Here is a 17,623-nt window from a genome sequence, read left to right as displayed (position 1 = left end):
GACGCTTTGGCGTCGCATCCGGCAAGTCACAGATATAACGCCGGGAAAATTAGGTTATCAACCTCGCGTGCCCGTAATTCCTTTGCCAATTCTTCCACGTCCTCTGGCGTCGCGCTCGGCCAGGCTTTGGCTTCACCATACACGCCATGCGCATGAAACGCGTTAAGCCGCACGAGAATGTTGCCCAGGCGGTGAATAAACGCGGCCAGCGCATCAACGTGCTGCAGGTAATCAACGTGTCCGGGAATGACCAGCAGGCGAAGCTCCGCCAGTTTTCCCCGCTCGGCCAGAAAGAGAATACTGCGCTTGATTGCCGCGTTATCGCGCCCGGTGAGCTGCAAATGACATGCGCTGTCCCAGGCTTTTAAATCCAGCATGACACCATCGCAAACCGGCAGCAGCTTCTCCCAGCCGGTTTCACGCAGCATGCCGTTGCTGTCCACCATGCAGGTCAGGTGTTGCAGGTGCGGATCGGCTTTGATCGCTGAGAACAGCGCAATCACGAAAGGAAGCTGCGTTGTCGCCTCACCGCCGCTCACGGTTATCCCTTCAATAAACAACGATGCCTTACGAATGTGATGCAGCACCTCATCGACGCTCATCGTCTGCGTCATTGGCGTGGCCTGCTGCGGGCACATTTGTAGGCAGGTGTCGCACTGCTGGCAAACATCGGACTGCCACCACACTTTTCCCGCACTCAGACTTAAGGCGTCATGTGGACAATGCAGTACGCACTCCCCGCAATCGTTGCATCGCCCCATCGTCCACGGATTGTGGCAATTTTTACAGCGCAGATTGCACCCTTGCAGGAACAGGGCCAGGCGACTGCCCGGCCCGTCGACGCAGGAGAAAGGGATCAGCCTACTTACTGAAGCGCATCTGCTGTTCATGACTCATCACGCGAGGTTGACGTTCCAGAATACGAGTATTGCGAGCGGCCTCTTCGCCCAGCCAGGTGGTGTTGGTGCGTGAGCCTTCGGCACGGTATTTTTCCAGATCCGACAGGCGCACCATATAACCGGTGACGCGGACCAGATCGTTACCGCTGACGTTGGCGGTAAATTCACGCATTCCGGCTTTAAACGCGCCCAGGCAAAGCTGTACCAGCGCCTGTGGGTTACGCTTGATGGTTTCATCCAGCGTGAGGATGTCGCTGATCCCGGCGTGATAATACGCGTGATGCGGGGCCACGGTTTGCAGATGAGTAATAGGATCCGGCTCGTCGCCATACGGCAGACGCGCGCCCGGCGTGGTGCCAATGTCTGAACTGATCCCCGACTGCGCATGCAGCATCGCCCGCTGCTGCCAGCCGTATTTCACCGGAGTGTTGGCCACAAAGTCGGCAAGCTGGGCGCTGATCCGATAGCCCATCTCATTAGCGCTCTCATCTTTGCCGTAGCGTGCGTGCAGCCCGGCCTTCTCACACAGCAGGTTTACCGCCTCCGCCAGGCCGTACATACCAAACATCGGCACAAAACGTTCGGGATCAATCAACCCTTCCTGCACCAGGAAGCTATTCTCAAAGAAATGTGATTTCTCATAGAGGAATTCACACCGTGAATCAATGATGGCAATTTGCTGCTGGCAATAGTGCGGTAGGGTGTGCGTAAAGAAGTCATCGACAGACGTGCTGCGCTCTGCGATGGCTTTCAGATTCAGCCTAACCAGTGTACTTCCGCCGCCCGCCAGCGGCAGCGAGTTGTAACAACTGACGACGCCATAATGGCCTTTTGTGAAAATTTTATCATTTTCAGGGCCGTTGGAAATATGCGGTTTACTGCATTCGCAAATATTTTGCGCCACGTTTAACAGCAGGTCGTCAGGTGTGATTTGTGGATCATAAATAAAGGTAAGATTAGGCGAAACCTGCTTTAGCTCTGCATCTGCACGTAAAATGGCGCGGGTGATCGGCGTATCGGCCGGGCCAATATTGGCATGCATAAAGGCGTCTGGCAGGGTTCTGTCGAGATACCGCCAGAAACGTTTTATTCGAATATCGATCTCTTCTTGTGTTAGAATTCTAACATACGGTTGCAGCAGGGCATCGAGCTGACCAAGGTACACCGGCATCGACGTCACTGACGGAACATGGTGGTACAGAATGGTGAGCAAGGATAAGGCGTCATCAAGATCCTGTGCACCTTCCAGCTCCAGCCAGGCTGAACCGTTGGCCAGAAAATGCGCATAATTGGGCAAAACATAACGTGGTTTGAACGGGGCATGACCTTCGTACATATCGCAGATAACTCCGTCATCCAACGCCTGGCGTGCTTCAGCAGGCAACTGCGGATAAGGCAGTGCGTTTTCTGCCTCCAGCGCCAGAAAGTGGCGTTTCTGCTCAGGGCTGAGCACCGGACTGGTCACGATTTGTTGGCAGCGCTGTTGCAGCGCGAGTTCGCTTGAAGTGGGCATCGTCGATTCCTTTATGTGCCGAAGGTTAAGCAACATTGTAGGAAGCAACCGATCCTTAACCTTTGATCCGGATGCGCCTGATGCCATCGCTTCTCGCCAGTAAAGCTCGATTATTTGAAGTAGATCTCATTAGAGTAATGCAAATCTGTATGTGGTTTTCATTAACTGTGATGTATATCGAAGTGTAATAGCGAGCGGATGTTAGAATACTAACAAACTCGCAAGGTGAAATTTTATACGGCGATGCCGTTGGAGAATGTTATGACCGATTTAACAGCAAGCAGCCTGCGTGCCCTGAAACTGATGGACCTGACCACCCTGAATGATGACGACACCAACGAAAAAGTGATCGCGCTGTGTCATCAGGCAAAAACCCCAGTGGGTAACACGGCGGCAATCTGTATCTATCCGCGTTTCATCCCTATTGCGCGTAAAACGCTGAACGAGCAGGGCACGCCGGATATCCGTATTGCAACGGTAACCAACTTCCCGCACGGCAACGATGACATCGATATTGCGCTGGCAGAAACCCGTGCAGCGATTGCCTACGGCGCAGACGAAGTTGATGTGGTATTCCCGTATCGTGCGCTGATCGCCGGTAATGAGCAGGTCGGTTTTGACCTGGTGAAAGCCTGTAAAGAAGCATGTGCAGCGGCAAACGTGCTGCTGAAAGTGATCATCGAAACCGGTGAACTGAAAGAAGAAGCGTTGATTCGCAAAGCATCTGAAATCTCCATCAAAGCAGGGGCTGATTTCATCAAGACCTCTACCGGTAAAGTCCCGGTTAATGCGACGCCGGAAAGCGCACGCATCATGATGGAAGTGATCCGCGATATGGGCGTTTCGAAAACCGTTGGTTTCAAACCGGCTGGCGGCGTGCGTACTGCGGAAGACGCGCAGCAATTCCTCGCCATTGCCGATGAACTGTTTGGCGCAGACTGGGCGGATTCCCGTCACTATCGCTTTGGCGCATCCAGCCTGCTGGCAAGCTTGCTGAAGGCGCTGGGTCACGGCGACGGTAAGAGCGCAAGCAGCTACTAAGTTTTTATTGCCCATCGTAGGCCGGATAAGGTGCAAGCCGCCATCCGGCATGAATACGACTTGCCGGGTGGCGCATTGCTTACCCGGCCCATAATCGGGAGGTTCCCTTGTTTCTCGCACAAGAAATTATTCGTAAAAAACGTGATGGTCATGCGCTGAGTGATGAAGAAATTCGTTTCTTTATTAACGGTATTCGCGACAACACCATCTCTGAAGGGCAAATCGCCGCCCTGGCGATGACCATTTTCTTCCACGATATGACAATGCCTGAGCGTGTTTCGCTGACCATGGCAATGCGTGATTCAGGAACCGTGCTGGACTGGAAGAGTCTGCAGCTGAACGGCCCGATTGTGGATAAGCACTCTACCGGCGGTGTGGGTGACGTAACGTCACTGATGTTAGGTCCAATGGTCGCAGCATGCGGCGGCTATATTCCGATGATTTCCGGGCGGGGTCTGGGTCATACCGGCGGTACGCTGGATAAACTGGAAGCGATCCCGGGATTTGACATCTTCCCGGATGACGCGCGTTTCCGTGAAATTATTAAAGACGTGGGTGTGGCGATTATTGGGCAAACCAGCTCGCTCGCACCGGCGGATAAACGTTTTTATGCCACCCGCGACATTACCGCGACGGTGGATTCCATTCCGCTGATCACCGGTTCGATCCTGGCGAAAAAGCTGGCGGAAGGGCTGGATGCGCTGGTCATGGACGTGAAAGTTGGTAGCGGCGCCTTTATGCCAACCTACGAACTTTCAGAAGCCCTTGCTGAAGCAATTGTCGGCGTGGCGAACGGGGCAGGCGTGCGTACCACCGCACTGTTAACCGATATGAACCAGGTGCTGGCTTCCAGCGCCGGTAACGCAGTAGAAGTCCGCGAAGCCGTGCAGTTCCTGACCGGTGAATACCGCAATCCACGTTTGTTAGACGTCACCATGGCGCTGAGTGTGGAAATGCTGATCTCCGGCAAACTGGCGAAAGACGATGCCGAAGCCCGCGCCAAGCTGCAGGCGGTATTGGATAACGGTAAAGCGGCGGAAATTTTTGGTCGCATGGTCGCGGCGCAAAAAGGTCCGACCGACTTCGTGGAAAATTATGCGAAGTATCTGCCGACGGCAATGCTCAGCAAAGCGGTATATGCTGATACCGAAGGTTTTGTTAGCGCAATGGATACCCGTGCGCTGGGGATGGCGGTAGTTTCCATGGGCGGCGGTCGTCGTCAGGCATCGGACACCATTGATTACAGCGTCGGCTTTAGCGACATGGCGCGTCTGGGCGACAGCGTAGACGGGCAGCGTCCGCTGGCGGTGATCCATGCCAAAGATGAAGCCAGCTGGCAGGAAGCGGCGAAAGCGGTCAAAGCGGCAATCAGTCTTGACGACAAAGCGCCAGAAATTACACCGACAGTCTATCGTCGTATAACCGAATAACTGTATACTGATCTGATCGCTTTTTTGCGGCGCAGATGTATGGAGAACAAGATGAAACGTGCATTTATTATGGTGCTGGACTCCTTTGGTATAGGTGCGACTGAAGACGCTGACCGCTTTGGCGATGTTGGCGCCGATACTATGGGGCATATTGCAGAAGCCTGTGCGAAAGGCGAAGCTGACAATGGTCGCAAAGGTCCGCTGAATTTGCCTAACCTGACCCGTCTGGGCCTGGTGAAAGCTCACGAAGGTTCTACAGGTAAAATTGCCGCCGGAATGGACGGTAATGCAGAAGTGATCGGTGCCTACGCATGGGCGCATGAACTCTCTTCCGGCAAAGACACGCCGTCTGGTCACTGGGAAATCGCCGGTGTGCCAGTTCTGTTTGACTGGGGTTACTTCTCCGATCATGAAAACAGCTTCCCGCAGGAGCTGCTGGACAAGCTGGTTAAGCGTGCCAACCTGCCGGGCTACCTCGGCAACTGCCACTCTTCCGGTACGGTGATTCTGGACCAACTGGGCGAAGAGCATATGAAAACCGGCAAGCCGATTTTCTATACCTCCGCTGACTCCGTGTTCCAGATTGCCTGTCACGAAGAGACCTATGGTCTGGATAAACTCTACGAGCTGTGCGAAATCGCCCGTGAAGAACTGACCGAAGGCGGCTATAACATTGGTCGCGTGATCGCCCGTCCGTTTGTTGGCGATAAAGCGGGTAACTTCCAGCGTACCGGTAACCGTCACGATCTGGCTGTAGAACCGCCAGCGGCGACCGTTCTGCAGAAGCTGGTCGACGAGAAAAATGGCCACGTTGTTTCTGTGGGTAAAATTGCCGACATTTACGCGAACTGCGGTATCACTAAAAAAGTGAAAGCGACCGGTCTGGACGCGCTGTTTGACGCCACCATCAAAGAGATGAAAGAAGCCGGTGACGAGACTATCGTTTTCACCAACTTCGTCGATTTCGACTCCTCATGGGGCCATCGTCGCGATATCGCCGGTTATGCCGCAGGCCTGGAGCTGTTCGACCGCCGCCTGCCTGAGCTGATGGAGCTGGTGGGTGAAGATGACATTCTGATCCTGACCGCTGACCACGGCTGTGACCCAAGCTGGCCGGGCACTGACCACACGCGTGAGCACATTCCGGTGCTGATCTATGGCCCGAAAGTTAAACCGGGTTCACTGGGTCACCGCGAAACCTTCGCGGATATCGGTCAGACGCTGGCGAGCTACTTTGGTACGTCGCCGATGGACTACGGTAAAAACATGCTGTAATGCAATTGCCCGGTGGCGCAAGCTTACCGGGCCTACGGTTTTGTAGGTCTGATAAGGCGTAGCCGCCATCAGGCAATAACAACGAAATAAGGATAAAAGATGGCAACTCCACATATTAATGCAGAAATGGGTGATTTCGCTGACGTCGTATTGATGCCTGGCGACCCGCTGCGTGCGAAGCACATTGCTGAAACTTTCCTCGAAGATGTCCGTGAAGTGAACAACGTTCGCGGCATGTTAGGTTTCACCGGGACTTACAAAGGCCGTAAGATCTCCGTCATGGGTCATGGTATGGGTATCCCATCCTGCTCCATCTACACCAAAGAACTGATCACCGATTTCGGCGTGAAGAAAATCATCCGCGTAGGCTCCTGTGGTGCTGTGCGTATGGACGTCAAACTGCGTGACGTGGTGATTGGAATGGGTGCTTGCACCGACTCCAAAGTTAACCGTATCCGCTTTAAAGATCATGACTTTGCCGCTATTGCTGACTTCGACATGGTGCGTAATGCTGTTGATGCGGCCAAAGCGCTGGGCGTAGACGCGCGCGTGGGCAACCTGTTCTCCGCTGACCTGTTCTACTCGCCGGACGGCGAAATGTTCGACGTGATGGAAAAATACGGCGTGCTGGGCGTGGAAATGGAAGCGGCGGGTATCTACGGTGTTGCGGCTGAGTTTGGTGCGAAAGCGCTGACCATTTGCACCGTGTCCGATCATATCCGTACTCACGAGCAGACCACGGCTGCTGAACGTCAGACGACCTTCAACGACATGATCAAAATCGCGCTGGAATCCGTGCTGCTGGGCGATAAAGAGTAATATCTTTAGTGCCGGGAGGCGGCTTCGCCTGACCCGGCCTACGGTTTTGTAGGCCCGCTAAGCACAGCGCCAGCGGGCTTTTTTATTAGCGTACCGCGCTCGCTATCCACGCCGACAGTTCTCGTAGCTCTTTTTCCTGTTGCGGGAAATCGCCAATCAACGCCTCGCACTCCTGTTGCAGCCTGTCCGCCCGATACAGACACCCTTGCAAGCTGCCCGCCAGCGCTTCTAATGGCGCGGGATTGAGGCTGTCGGTAAAGACCTGCGCGCGGGTGATATGGCCTTTCTCCACGTCGAAATGTAACTCGACGCCACCCCAGGTAAAACGCTCATCCAGCAGATGAGAGAAGGCAGGGGCCTGACCAAAGTTCCACTCCCAACTGCTCTGGCGGGCAAACGTTTCGGCGAAGTTGGGCAGATCCGGCGTGTTATCCGGGGAAATAATTTCAGCCGCTACGCGTTCGCCGTAGTGTTGGAAAAAGGCGTCGGTCACGGCTTCACAGATTTTTTCATGAGTGATCTCAGGCAGCAGTTCAACCAGATTCGCGACCCGACCACGCACGGAGGTGATCCCCTTCGCCTGAAGCTTTTTCTGATCAGGGTTGAGGTAATTCGCGAGACGACTGAGGTCGGCATTCAGCAACAGCGTACCGTGGTGGAACCCGCGATCTTTAGTTTCTCGATACGCCGAACCTGAAACTTTGCGATCGCCTTCGGCCGTTTTGACCACCAGATCGTTACGCCCGGAGGCGTCAGCGTTGACGCCCAGCGCGTTCAGGGAATTGAGTACGATAGTGGTGGAGATGGTTTTGTCGTATTCCGGTTTGCCTGCCATAAAGGTAAAGCAGGTATTACCGAGATCGTGAAACACCGCGCCGCCGCCGCTGCTACGGCGAGCCAGCCGGACGTTATCCTCTTCCATGCGTCGGGTATTGCACTCTTTCCACGGGTTTTGCGCCCGGCCAATGACCACCGTATCGGCGTTGCGCCATAAAAACAGCACGCGCTGCGTGGCGGGCATTTGACGAAAAATGCACTCTTCAACCGCCAGATTAAACCACGGATCGTAAGAGTCGGAGATAAGCAGGCGTAATGTGGTCATGGTTGATTTCCTTCCTGGTGAATTACTCTTTTTTCTCGCTGTCTTCTTCCTGCACCGGTTTGTTGGCGGTCAGCAGGAACGGCGATTGTTGCCAGCGGGTGCGCTTACCTTGCAGTAATGTCCGGGTTAATACCACGCCAATCGCCAGTGACAGGAGCAGCATCAGGCGTAGAATGTTGGTGGTGTTATCCACCTGTTTGGCCTCGGTGGCAAGGGTGTGGGTATCCAGCGTCAGGCGCAGGTAGCCCAGCGGACCATTTTTGCCCTGAATGGGTTCGACAATTTGCTGATTAAAATAGCCCCCGGCTTTTTTACCGTCCAGCGCCAGCCGGTCGCGAACATTCACGCTCTCACCGGCATGCGTAATGAGATCGCCCTGTTCATCATAGACACCGGCATCGAGAATACGGCTCTCGTCGGTGAGTTGGCGCAGCACGACAGCGATGCGTTTTTCATCCGGCGTTTCGGTACGCATCAGCGGCGCGACGTTTAACGCAACCTGGCGGGCCAGCGTGCGGGCCAGCTCTTCCAGCTGCGGATTTCGCTGCTGTTGATGGTTTTGACTAAACCACGACGCGCCCTGCATCAGGGCGACGAGCAGCGCGAGGCAGGACAATACAATCACTGCACGATGAAGTCGGAATTTCAGTTTTGCGCGAGCCATATTCCACCTGCTGAAAATTTGAGACTTAATGTTGCCAGAAGCGCTGGTTACAGGGTAGCCTCATGCGTTATTTTCCCCTGATGATTCCGACCCGAACGATTTTACAGGAGCTTTAATGCCTAACATTACCTGGTGCGATCTACCTGAAGATGTCTCTCTGTGGCCAGGTCTGCCCCTCTCTTTAAGTGGTGATGAAGTGATGCCACTGGATTACCACGCGGGCCGTAGCGGCTGGCTGCTGTATGGTCATGGGCTGGATAAACAACGCTTAACGCAATACCAGAGCAAACTGGGGGCGGCGATGGTGATTGTGGCGGCCTGGTGCGTCGAGGATTATCAGGTGATTCGCCTCGCGGGATCGTTAACGCCGCGGGCAACAAAACTGGCGCATGATGCCAAACTGGATGTTGCCCCGCTGGGGAAAATCCCGCATTTGCGCACGCCAGGCCTGCTGGTGATGGACATGGATTCGACGGCGATCCAGATCGAGTGCATTGACGAAATCGCTAAACTGGCCGGAACCGGCGAGATGGTCGCAGAAGTGACGGAACGCGCGATGCGCGGGGAGCTGGATTTTACCGCTAGCTTGCGCAGCCGCGTCGCCACGCTGAAGGGTGCGGATGCCAATATTTTGATGCAGGTACGTGAAAATCTCCCGCTGATGCCCGGCTTAACGCAACTGGTGCTGAAGCTGGAAACGCTGGGCTGGAAAGTCGCGATAGCCTCCGGTGGCTTTACCTTCTTTGCTGAATATCTTCGCGAAAAGCTGCGCCTGACGGCGGTTGTGGCGAACGAGCTGGAGATCATGGACGGGAAATTTACCGGCAACGTGATTGGCGATATCGTCGATGCTCAGTACAAGGCCACCACCCTGACCCGACTGGCGCAGGAATATGAAATCCCAATGACGCAAACGGTGGCGATTGGCGACGGCGCTAACGATCTGCCGATGATCAAAACGGCAGGGCTGGGGATCGCCTACCATGCTAAGCCGAAAGTGAATGAAAAGACGGAGATTACTATCCGTCACGCTGACCTGATGGGGGTGTTCTGCATTCTCTCCGGCAGCATGAACCAGAAATAACGAGGTAAAACGTGGCAAAAGCTCCTAAACGCGCCTTTGTATGTAATGAATGCGGGGCCGATTATCCGCGCTGGCAGGGGCAATGTAGCGCCTGTCAGGCCTGGAACAGCATCACCGAGGTGCGTCTTGCGGCGTCACCGACGGTGGCGCGTAACGAGCGCCTCAGCGGCTATGCCGGTAATGCAGGCATCGCTAAGGTGCAAAAGCTGGCGGATATCAGTCTGGAAGAGCTGCCGCGTTTTTCTACCGGTTTTAAAGAGTTTGACCGCGTGTTGGGCGGCGGTGTGGTGCCCGGCAGTGCCATTCTGATCGGCGGTAATCCAGGCGCCGGGAAATCCACCCTGCTGCTGCAAACGCTGTGCAAGCTTGCCGAGCAGATGAAGACCCTGTACGTCACCGGGGAAGAATCGCTGCAACAGGTGGCGATGCGTGCCCATCGACTCGGTCTGCCGACGGCAAATCTGAATATGCTGTCAGAAACCAGCATTGAGCAGATTTGCCTGATTGCAGAGGAAGAGCAGCCAAAGCTGATGGTCATCGACTCCATTCAGGTGATGCACATGGCGGATATTCAGTCTTCGCCGGGCAGCGTGGCGCAGGTGCGTGAAACCGCCGCATACCTGACGCGCTTTGCTAAAACGCGCGGCGTGGCGATTGTCATGGTCGGTCACGTCACCAAAGATGGCTCTCTGGCTGGGCCAAAAGTACTGGAGCACTGCATTGACTGCTCGGTGCTGCTTGACGGCGATGCGGATTCTCGTTTCCGTACCCTGCGTAGCCATAAAAACCGCTTTGGTGCGGTGAATGAGCTTGGCGTCTTCGCCATGACCGAACAGGGCCTGCGCGAAGTCAGTAACCCTTCCGCTATTTTCTTAAGCCGTGGCGATGAAGTGACCTCCGGCAGCTCGGTGATGGTGGTCTGGGAAGGGACGCGTCCACTGCTGGTGGAGATTCAGGCGCTGGTCGATCACTCGATGATGGCGAATCCTCGGCGCGTAGCAGTCGGATTGGAACAAAACCGTTTGGCGATCTTGCTGGCAGTGTTGCACCGTCACGGCGGCCTGCAAATGTCTGACCAGGACGTGTTCGTTAACGTGGTTGGCGGCGTCAAAGTCACCGAAACCAGTGCCGATCTTGCGTTACTGCTGGCGATGGTTTCCAGCCTGCGCGACAGGCCGCTACCGCACGATCTCGTGGTCTTTGGCGAAGTGGGGTTGGCGGGGGAGATTCGCCCGGTTCCCAGCGGCCAGGAGCGAATTTCTGAAGCGGCGAAGCACGGTTTCCGTCGGGCGATTGTCCCTGCCGCCAATGTGCCGAAAAAGGTGCCGGAAGGAATGCAGGTTTTTGGCGTTAAAAAGCTCGCGGATGCGTTAAACGTGTTTGACGACTTATAATTCATTACCCGTCGTCTTTCTGTCGGCAGGTGTGTTGGCTGCCACCAGAAATCCATAGGGTAATTATTTGTTTCACCCTGTAGGCCTGATAAGCGAAGCGCCATCAGGCAGTGTTACGCGATTTTTCCAGCAGGAGGCTCTTGTGTCATCGTTCGACTATCTCAAAACCGCCATTAAGCAAAAGGGCTGTACCTTGCAACAGGTGGCGGATGCCAGTGGTATGACCAAGGGATATTTAAGCCAACTGCTGAATGCCAAAATCAAAAGCCCCAGCGCGCAAAAGCTGGAGGCGCTGCACCGTTTTCTCGGGCTTGAGTTTCCCCGTCAGCAGAAAAATATCGGTGTGGTATTCGGTAAGTTTTATCCGCTGCATACCGGGCATATTTATCTGATCCAGCGCGCCTGTAGCCAGGTTGACGAGCTGCATATCATCATGGGCTATGATGAAACGCGCGACCGTAGCCTGTTTGAAGACAGCGCCATGTCACAGCAGCCCACAGTTTCTGACCGTCTTCGCTGGCTGCTGCAAACCTTCAAATATCAGAAAAATATCCGTATTCATGCCTTTAATGAAGAAGGCATGGAGCCCTATCCGCACGGCTGGGATGTCTGGAGTAACGGCATAAAAACGTTTATGCAGGAGAAAGGGATCCAACCAAACTGGATCTACACCTCTGAAGAAGCCGATGCGCCGCAGTATCTGGAACATCTGGGAATCGAAACGGTGCTGGTCGATCCCAGGCGCACATTCATGAGCATCAGCGGTGGGCAAATCCGTGAAAACCCGTTTCGCTACTGGGAGTATATCCCCACCGAGGTGAAGCCGTTTTTCGTGCGCACCGTGGCGATCCTTGGCGGTGAGTCGAGCGGGAAATCGACGCTGGTGAACAAACTCGCCAATATCTTCAACACCACCAGTGCGTGGGAATATGGCCGTGATTACGTCTTCTCCCATTTGGGCGGCGATGAGATGGCTCTGCAGTATTCCGATTACGATAAAATCGCGCTTGGACAAGCGCAATACATTGATTTTGCAGTTAAATATGCTAATAAAGTGGCATTTATCGACACCGACTTTGTCACGACGCAGGCGTTCTGTAAAAAGTACGAAGGGCGTGAGCACCCGTTTGTGCAGGCGCTGATCGACGAGTACCGCTTTGACCTGGTGATTCTGCTGGAAAATAACACGCCGTGGGTGGCAGATGGACTACGCAGTCTGGGCAGTTCGGTTGACCGGAAGGCGTTTCAGTCGCTGCTGGTGGAAATGCTGCAGGAAAATAACATCGATTTTGTCCACGTCGAGGAGCCTGACTATGACGGCCGCTTCCTGCGCTGCGTGGAGCTGGTGAAAGAATTGATGGGTGAGCAGGGATAGATTTTAATGCCGGATGGCGGCGTAAACGCGTTGTCCGGCCTACAAGTTGCACTCACCTCGTAGGCCGGACACGCACAGCGCCATCCGGCACTTAACGGCAATTACTTAGAAATACGCTTGTACTTGATACGCTTCGGTTCCAGCGCATCTGCGCCCAGCGTGCGTTTCTTGTACTCTTCGTATTCGGTAAAGTTACCTTCGAAGAACTCGACTTTGCCTTCATCCTGGTAATCCAGAATGTGGGTGGCGATACGGTCGAGGAACCAACGGTCGTGCGAGATAACCATTGCGCAGCCCGGGAACTCCAGCAGGGCGTTTTCCAGCGCGCGCAGGGTTTCGATATCCAGGTCGTTGGTCGGTTCATCGAGCAGCAGCATGTTGCCGCCAACCTGCAGCAGCTTCGCCAGGTGCAGACGACCACGCTCACCACCGGACAGTTCGCCGACGCGTTTACCCTGATCAACACCTTTGAAGTTGAAGCGGCCTACGTAAGCGCGGCTTGGCATTTCGGTGTTACCGATCTTCATGATATCCAGCCCGCCGGATACTTCTTCCCACACGGTTTTGCTGTTATCCATTGCGTCACGGAACTGGTCAACGGAGGCCAGTTTCACGGTTTCACCCAGTTCAATGGTGCCGCTATCTGGCTGTTCTTCACCGGAGAGCATGCGGAACAGGGTGGATTTACCTGCGCCGTTCGGACCGATGATCCCGACGATAGCGCCTTTCGGTACCGAGAAGCTCAGGTCGTCGATCAGGACGCGGTCGCCGTAGGATTTACGCAGGTTAGTAACCTCAACGACTTTATCGCCCAGACGAGGTCCTGGTGGGATAAACAGTTCGTTGGTTTCGTTACGCTTCTGGTATTCGGTATTGTTGAGCTCTTCAAAGCGTGCCAGACGGGCTTTACCCTTCGACTGACGGCCTTTTGCACCCTGGCGTACCCACTCCAGCTCTTTCTCAATGGATTTACGGCGAGCAGCTTCCTGAGAGGCTTCCTGCGCCAGACGCTGATCTTTCTGCTCCAGCCAGGAAGAGTAGTTACCTTCCCACGGAATACCTTCACCGCGGTCAAGCTCCAGGATCCAGCCAGCCACGTTATCGAGGAAGTAACGGTCGTGGGTAATTGCCACCACGGTCCCTTCGAAGTCGTGCAGGAAGCGTTCCAGCCATGCCACGGATTCAGCATCCAGGTGGTTGGTCGGTTCGTCGAGCAGCAGCATGTCTGGTTTTTCCAGCAGCAGGCGGCACAGCGCGACGCGGCGGCGTTCACCCCCGGACAGCTTCTCAATTTTGGCATCCCAGTCCGGCAGACGGAGTGCGTCAGCGGCGCGCTCCAGCTGTACGTTCAGGTTGTGGCCGTCGTGTGCCTGAATGATTTCTTCGAATTTACCCTGCTGTGCGGCAAGCTTATCGAAGTCGGCATCCGGCTCGGCGTACTTCGCGTACACTTCATCCAGGCCTTTCAGGGCGTTAACCACGTCGGCGACCGCTTCTTCAACGGACTCACGCACGGTATGTTCCGGATTCAGCTTCGGCTCCTGAGGCAGGTAACCGATCTTGAGGCCCGGCTGTGGACGAGCTTCGCCCTCGATGTCGGTATCAATACCGGCCATGATGCGCAGCAGGGTGGATTTACCCGCGCCGTTCAGACCGAGTACACCGATTTTGGCACCCGGGAAGAAGCTCAGAGAGATGTTTTTAAGAATATGACGTTTCGGCGGAACGACTTTGCCGACACGATGCATGGTATAAACGAATTGAGCCACGTTGGACTTCGCCTCTTTTATATACTCTTCATCCTTCAGGCTGCCTCTGTGTTGGCTGCATTCGAAAACCCTGGTCACATAGCTATCTATGCTTGCAGGGATTTTCTCTCTTGCCGCCTTGATGCAGCCAGAATGATTTTGAGTAGGGTGATGAATAGTTATCAAAGGCGAAGTGTAGCCTTTTTCATTGCTCAATCCCAGCCAGCAGATCTCACTCGCAACAAAAGTAAAAAAGTGTCCGGAACGTGGCACTTTCTGCAATGTCTGATTAGCATGAATCTATTAAGCGGCATGATGCTGCACAGTCGTAACACGATAAGAGGAAGAGCTTGTGGACAAAGCCAAACACGTAGCCTGGCGCCTGCTGGCAGCCAGCGTATGTCTGCTGACGATCAGTCAAGTGGCGCGAGCGGATTCTCTGGATGAACAGCGCAATCGCTATGCACAAATTAAGCAGGCCTGGGATAACCGGCAGATGGACATCGTCGAGCAGATGATGCCGGGCCTGAAAAGCTACCCTCTGTATCCCTACCTTGAATATCGCCAGATTACTGACGATCTGATGAATCAGCCCACCGTTACCGTCACCAATTTTGTGCGCGCTAATCCAACGCTGCCGCCTGCACGCACGTTGCAATCGCGCTTCGTGAACGAATTGGCACGTCGGGAAGACTGGCGAGGGTTGTTAGCATTCAGCCCGGATAAGCCCGGCACCACCGAAGCGCAATGTAATTACTACTATGCGAAATGGAGTACCGGGCAGGCCGAAGAAGCCTGGCAAGGTGCAAAAGATCTTTGGCTGACCGGGAAGAGTCAGCCTAACGCCTGTGACAAATTATTCGGCGTATGGCGGGCATCGGGGACTCAGGATCCGTTAGCGTATCTTGAACGTATTCGCCTGGCGATGAAGGCGGGTAATACCGGACTGGTTACCGCGCTGGCCGGACAAATGCCAGCGGATTATCAGACCATTGCTTCAGCGATTATTGCACTGGCAAATAACCCTAATTCGGTGATGACGTTTGCGCGCACCACCGGCGCTACGGATTTTACCCGTCAGATGGCGGCGGTGGCGTTTGCCAGCGTAGCGCGTCAGGACGCGGAAAATGCACGTTTGATGATCCCTTCATTGGCGCAGGCGCAGCAGTTAAATGACGATCAAACTCAGGAGCTGCGCGATATCGTCGCCTGGCGTCTGATGGGCAACGACGTTACTGACGAGCAGGCCAAATGGCGCGATGACGCGATTATGCGCTCACAATCCACCACGCTTGTGGAGCGCCGCGTGCGGATGGCGCTGGGAACTGGCGATCGTCGAGGGCTGAATACCTGGCTGGCGCGTCTGCCGATGGACGCGAAGGAAAAAGATGAATGGCGTTACTGGCAGGCGGATCTGCTGCTGGAGCGCGGACGTGACGCCGAAGCGAAAGAGATCCTGCATGCGCTGATGCAGCAGCGTGGCTTCTATCCGATGGTGGCAGCACAGCGCCTTGGTGAAGAATACACGCTGAAAATCGACAAAGCGCCTGCGGATGTTGACGCTGCCCTGACGCAGGGACCGGAGATGGCGCGCGTACGTGAGTTGATGTACTGGAACATGGACAACACCGCGCGCAGCGAGTGGGCGAATCTGGTCACCAGCCGCACCAAGTCTGAGCAGGCGCAGCTGGCGCGTTATGCGTTTAACAACCATTGGTGGGATCTGAGCGTGCAGGCCACGATCGCTGGCAAACTCTGGGATCATCTGGAAGAGCGTTTCCCGCTGGCCTACAAAGATCTGTTTACCCGTTACACCAGCGGGAAAGACATTCAGCCAAGCTACGCGATGGCCATTGCCCGTCAGGAAAGTGCCTGGAACCCGAAGGTAAAATCGCCGGTGGGTGCCAGCGGGTTGATGCAAATTATGCCGGGTACGGCGACGCATACAGTGAAGATGTTCTCGATTCCGGGTTACAGCAGTCCTAATCAGCTGTTGGATCCTGAGACCAATATCAACATCGGCACCAGCTATTTACAGTATGTGTATCAACAGTTTGGCAATAACCGCATCTTTGCTTCAGCAGCCTATAACGCCGGACCGGGCCGCGTTCGTACCTGGCTTGGCAACAGTGCAGGGCGCATTGACGCGGTGGCCTTTGTAGAAAGCATCCCGTTCTCCGAGACCCGTGGGTACGTGAAAAACGTGCTGGCTTACGATGCCTACTATCGTTACTTCCTCGGTGATAAGCCGGAATTGATGAACGACGCAGAATGGCAACGCCGTTACTGATCGTGGTGAGTGTGTTATGCTATCGTACTCGTTAAAGAGTACAAAGGGGGAGGCAATCGCGCCTCCCCCGCAACGATGGCGATATCTTATGACTCAGCAATCACCCTATTCAGCAGAGATGGCAGAACAGCGTCACCAGGAGTGGTTACGTTTTGTCGACCTGCTTAAACACGCTTATGAGCAAGATTTACACCAGCCATTGCTCAATTTGATGTTAACGCCTGATGAGCGCGAAGCGCTGGGGACTCGCGTGCGCATTATTGAAGAACTGCTGCGCGGCGAGATGAGCCAACGCGAGTTGAAAAACGAGCTTGGGGCCGGTATTGCGACCATAACGCGTGGGTCCAATAGCCTCAAAACTGCGCCGGTCGAGCTGCGTCAGTGGCTGGAACAGGTGCTGCTCGGAAAAGATTGAATTGCCTGATGGCGCTGTGCTTATCAGGCCTACAACGTAGCGCAAATAATTACCGATACACCGCGTTATGGAACGGGCTGAGCGCCAGGATCACCGCCTGGTGATAGACGCTAGCACGGGTTAACTTCCCGGCGGTAAACACGCCAATCGCCCCTTCTTTACGGCCTATCTCGTCAATGCCAGTGTACTGTGACATCACCGGACCGAGCGCTTCTCCCTGACGGACTCTGTCGAGAATCACCGCCGGCAGCGGCAGCGTAGCGGAACGCGCTTCACCGCGCTGAACGCCATTATCAATCACCACCCAGCTGAAGGTCGCGTCATCGTCAATGCCGGCTTCAATGGCCACCCAGAAATCGGCCTGCGGATGCAGGCGGCGTGCGTTATCTATGCGATTTCGTGCGCCAGTGCGCGTTTCCTGACTTCCAAAAGGTTGTTCCGGCACACCGCTCTCGACGGCGACGGGTTCAATATGGCAGGATCCTTCACCGAAAATCTCTTCAAATGCCCGAAGAATTGCCTGAATTTTGGCAGGATTGGTGGTCGCAGAGATAACCTTGTGCATAATTAAGCT

The 17,623-nt window shown here is 54.8% G+C and carries 15 protein-coding genes; 9 read left to right on the top strand and 6 right to left on the bottom strand.

All coding sequences use genetic code 11. The features are described 5' to 3' along the window. Positions 1–26 precede the first annotated feature (26 nt). Entirely contained in the window at positions 27–890 is an 864-nt protein-coding gene (locus IB214_RS20775) for a YjjW family glycine radical enzyme activase (protein ID WP_117342356.1), read from the bottom strand. Beyond that, positions 862–2,412 carry a YjjI family glycine radical enzyme gene (locus IB214_RS20770; protein ID WP_117342355.1) on the bottom strand — a complete coding sequence of 517 codons (1,551 nt, stop codon included), beginning with the start codon at positions 2,410–2,412 and terminating at the stop codon, positions 862–864. The genes IB214_RS20775 and IB214_RS20770 overlap by 29 nt, the downstream gene beginning before the upstream one ends. 261 nt (positions 2,413–2,673) lie before the next feature. Here IB214_RS20770 and deoC point away from each other — a divergent pair, with 261 nt between their 5' ends. The 4 genes from deoC (at position 2,674) to deoD (ending at position 6,977) form a co-directional block, all read left to right on the top strand. After that, a complete protein-coding gene (gene deoC / locus IB214_RS20765; protein WP_197970842.1) occupies positions 2,674–3,453 on the top strand; it encodes a deoxyribose-phosphate aldolase in 780 nt (259 codons plus the stop codon). Positions 3,454–3,560: 107 nt separating this feature from the next. Then, on the top strand, positions 3,561–4,883 hold the full coding sequence (gene deoA, locus IB214_RS20760) for a thymidine phosphorylase (RefSeq protein WP_115259523.1): 1,323 nt from the start codon (positions 3,561–3,563) through the stop codon (positions 4,881–4,883). A gap of 51 nt (positions 4,884–4,934) precedes the next feature. Beyond that, positions 4,935–6,158, top strand: a complete 1,224-nt coding sequence (gene deoB, locus IB214_RS20755; RefSeq protein ID WP_117342353.1) for a phosphopentomutase — start codon at positions 4,935–4,937, stop codon at positions 6,156–6,158. A gap of 99 nt (positions 6,159–6,257) precedes the next feature. Continuing rightward, the gene (gene deoD / locus IB214_RS20750; protein WP_000224864.1) at positions 6,258–6,977 is read left to right on the top strand and encodes a purine-nucleoside phosphorylase; all 720 of its coding nucleotides are present in this window, start codon (positions 6,258–6,260) and stop codon (positions 6,975–6,977) included. Between the two features lie 85 nt (positions 6,978–7,062). Here the strand turns inward: deoD and lplA are convergent, their stop codons facing one another. Both lplA and IB214_RS20740 read right to left on the bottom strand, forming a co-directional pair. Continuing rightward, positions 7,063–8,079 carry a lipoate--protein ligase LplA gene (lplA, locus tag IB214_RS20745; RefSeq protein WP_117342352.1) on the bottom strand — a complete coding sequence of 339 codons (1,017 nt, stop codon included), beginning with the start codon at positions 8,077–8,079 and terminating at the stop codon, positions 7,063–7,065. Positions 8,080–8,101: 22 nt separating this feature from the next. Further along, positions 8,102–8,743 carry a YtjB family periplasmic protein gene (locus IB214_RS20740; RefSeq protein ID WP_096758398.1) on the bottom strand — a complete coding sequence of 214 codons (642 nt, stop codon included), beginning with the start codon at positions 8,741–8,743 and terminating at the stop codon, positions 8,102–8,104. 115 nt (positions 8,744–8,858) lie between these two features. On the opposite strand from IB214_RS20740, the gene serB reads away from it, so the two are divergent. From serB to nadR, 3 genes are all read left to right on the top strand, one after another. Next, positions 8,859–9,827 carry a phosphoserine phosphatase gene (gene serB, locus IB214_RS20735; protein ID WP_117342351.1) on the top strand — a complete coding sequence of 323 codons (969 nt, stop codon included), beginning with the start codon at positions 8,859–8,861 and terminating at the stop codon, positions 9,825–9,827. Between the two features lie 11 nt (positions 9,828–9,838). Continuing rightward, positions 9,839–11,221: a DNA repair protein RadA gene (gene radA / locus IB214_RS20730; RefSeq protein ID WP_117342350.1), complete on the top strand. Its 1,383-nt coding sequence runs from the start codon at positions 9,839–9,841 to the stop codon at positions 11,219–11,221. Between the two features lie 142 nt (positions 11,222–11,363). After that, a complete protein-coding gene (gene nadR / locus IB214_RS20725; protein WP_117342349.1) occupies positions 11,364–12,596 on the top strand; it encodes a multifunctional transcriptional regulator/nicotinamide-nucleotide adenylyltransferase/ribosylnicotinamide kinase NadR in 1,233 nt (410 codons plus the stop codon). Positions 12,597–12,697: 101 nt separating this feature from the next. On the opposite strand, the gene ettA is transcribed toward nadR, so the two are convergent. Further along, positions 12,698–14,365: an energy-dependent translational throttle protein EttA gene (gene ettA / locus IB214_RS20720; protein WP_096758394.1), complete on the bottom strand. Its 1,668-nt coding sequence runs from the start codon at positions 14,363–14,365 to the stop codon at positions 12,698–12,700. Between the two features lie 331 nt (positions 14,366–14,696). Between ettA and sltY the strand changes: the two genes are divergently transcribed. Both sltY and trpR read left to right on the top strand, forming a co-directional pair. Further along, positions 14,697–16,634 carry a murein transglycosylase gene (sltY, locus tag IB214_RS20715; protein WP_117342347.1) on the top strand — a complete coding sequence of 646 codons (1,938 nt, stop codon included), beginning with the start codon at positions 14,697–14,699 and terminating at the stop codon, positions 16,632–16,634. A gap of 88 nt (positions 16,635–16,722) precedes the next feature. After that, positions 16,723–17,049 (top strand): trp operon repressor, encoded by a 327-nt coding sequence (trpR, locus tag IB214_RS20710; RefSeq protein ID WP_096758392.1) that lies wholly within the window; start codon positions 16,723–16,725, stop codon positions 17,047–17,049. Positions 17,050–17,098: 49 nt separating this feature from the next. Here the strand turns inward: trpR and yjjX are convergent, their stop codons facing one another. After that, positions 17,099–17,614 carry an inosine/xanthosine triphosphatase gene (gene yjjX, locus IB214_RS20705; RefSeq protein ID WP_096758391.1) on the bottom strand — a complete coding sequence of 172 codons (516 nt, stop codon included), beginning with the start codon at positions 17,612–17,614 and terminating at the stop codon, positions 17,099–17,101. Positions 17,615–17,623 lie beyond the last annotated feature (9 nt).

It is taken from the genome of Citrobacter sp. C1 (genome assembly GCF_014596895.2).
Lineage (GTDB): Bacteria > Pseudomonadota > Gammaproteobacteria > Enterobacterales > Enterobacteriaceae > Citrobacter > Citrobacter gillenii.
The sequence above is the reverse complement of the archived record's forward strand: the minus strand, read 5'-3'. Positions and strand labels throughout refer to the sequence as shown.